At 49.6% G+C, this 1,611-nt stretch carries 2 protein-coding genes; both read left to right on the forward strand.

Features of this window, described 5'->3' with window-relative positions; translation table 11 throughout:
- On the forward strand, positions 1 to 419 hold a 419-nt coding region (locus HIJ39_RS22800; RefSeq protein WP_420824594.1), incomplete at its 5' end, for a P-loop NTPase family protein.
- The coding region (locus HIJ39_RS22805) for a hypothetical protein (protein WP_169103319.1) at positions 416 to 1,611 on the forward strand (1,196 nt) is incomplete at its 3' end. The genes HIJ39_RS22800 and HIJ39_RS22805, both read left to right, overlap by 4 nt.

Consider the following 1,611-nt stretch of genomic DNA (forward strand, 5'->3'; position numbering starts at 1 on the left):
AATTTAGCGCGCGCGTAATGCGAGTTCTTGGAGCTGACAGATTTATTCTAGAGGGCAACTACCATGACCGCTTCCTTGAGGAACGCCTGAGACGCGCTGACGCAATCGTCTATTTTGATGTTTCGACAGTCACTGCGGTTCACGGCATCATCAGTCGCACGATCAAACGCTTGTCGGGGGACAAATCATCCCTTCCTAGTGAGATTGCCAACGATGCTAGTTATGTACCGCGGTTGGACCTCAAGCTGTCTTTTCTGGTGAAAGCGGTACTTTTTAAGCTCAAAGTGCGTCCTGTGATGATGCAAAAGTTCCAAGAAGTTAAGCATTCCAAAATGATTGTTGTCCTGAAGTCCCGAAGGCAGGGCGAGAATTTGCTTCGCGCCTTGGCTGACGCCTGTGAAAGGAAGGTCACCAATTGAGCGAGAAAATTGGATACGCTTGGGTACATTCTCAAGCCGATCTTGTTCACTACAGCTTCGATGCGCCCATTCCCATTATCGAACCATTCGACAAACAACGAAAAGAACGTTGGATTGCCGTCCTCCAAATGTACGGGTTGAAAAGTGCACCAGGTAATTTGATGGCAGATAAGACCGTCGACAAGTCTGCCGGGGAAATCACGGCAACTTACATGCAACAATCAAGCGACCTGGACGACTGGGTCATCGCGCTAGATGATGCCTACGCTTATGCAGCCTGTTATTACGCTATGAAAACCGGAAGACGTTTCGTCAAGGCGTCGCTTGATCGATTAGAAGTCCTCTTGCGATTGTGCGCACCAAAATCGGTTCTCATCGTGTGCAAGCCCATAGGGTTGCACACGGGCATTTTGAAAAAGATCGCCGCTTTGCTATCGCAAGGTGAGACGGAGACATTGTGGGGTGTCGCAACATCCGTTGATGCCGCCGGACTATCTTTTTTATTGGCCAAGTTTTTGTCCCCATCACTGCCGTGTCGTCGGTACGGAATAATCGATGCGATCGCCCGTCAGGCATATGAAATGGATGGAAACGAATTGCGTGCTTCCGACTTCGAGTTCTCACCGGATTATTTATGGCATCAGTTAGCTCAACAGTGGTATTCCCTTGCCCTTGTAAGCCATGGAGAAGGTGCACATGCCAATCTTGAGCATGCCGTCTTGTGTGGATTGATGGGACGAGAAGAAAGAGGCTCCGACGGACGCCCTGTTGAAGGGGGATGCAGACAAGGCACTTGCAAGCGGGTGCACAATCCGAACATTTCCATTCTTCCGGTTTATGAACTCCGGACCGAAAATTTGCTGTTCCTATCCTGCAACGGGTTTTCGGTCTCGAACGAACTGTACCCGTCCGATGTGAGTGTAGCCTTGAGCCTGGCGGACGGCTATCCAAGAGCGTGTATCACGACGACGGAAACGGTGGAGTTCACGGAAGAATCCGCACAAGAATTTCAATCCCTAGTCCGTCAAGGCCATCAATTTGGAAAAATCGTGAATCTAGTAAACGATGTCTCTCTTAGAGACTATCCATACGTACTTTTAGGGGATCCTCTAATGAGTTCGGCACAGGACCCGCGCGATGTCTTCGTTGATGTAGAAAGAAGCTCCTTCAAGATAGACCACCGAGACAATGG

Origin of the sequence: Sulfobacillus harzensis, from assembly GCF_012933365.1 — a bacterium.
Taxonomy (GTDB): Bacteria; Bacillota; Sulfobacillia; order Sulfobacillales; family Sulfobacillaceae; genus Sulfobacillus_B; species Sulfobacillus_B harzensis.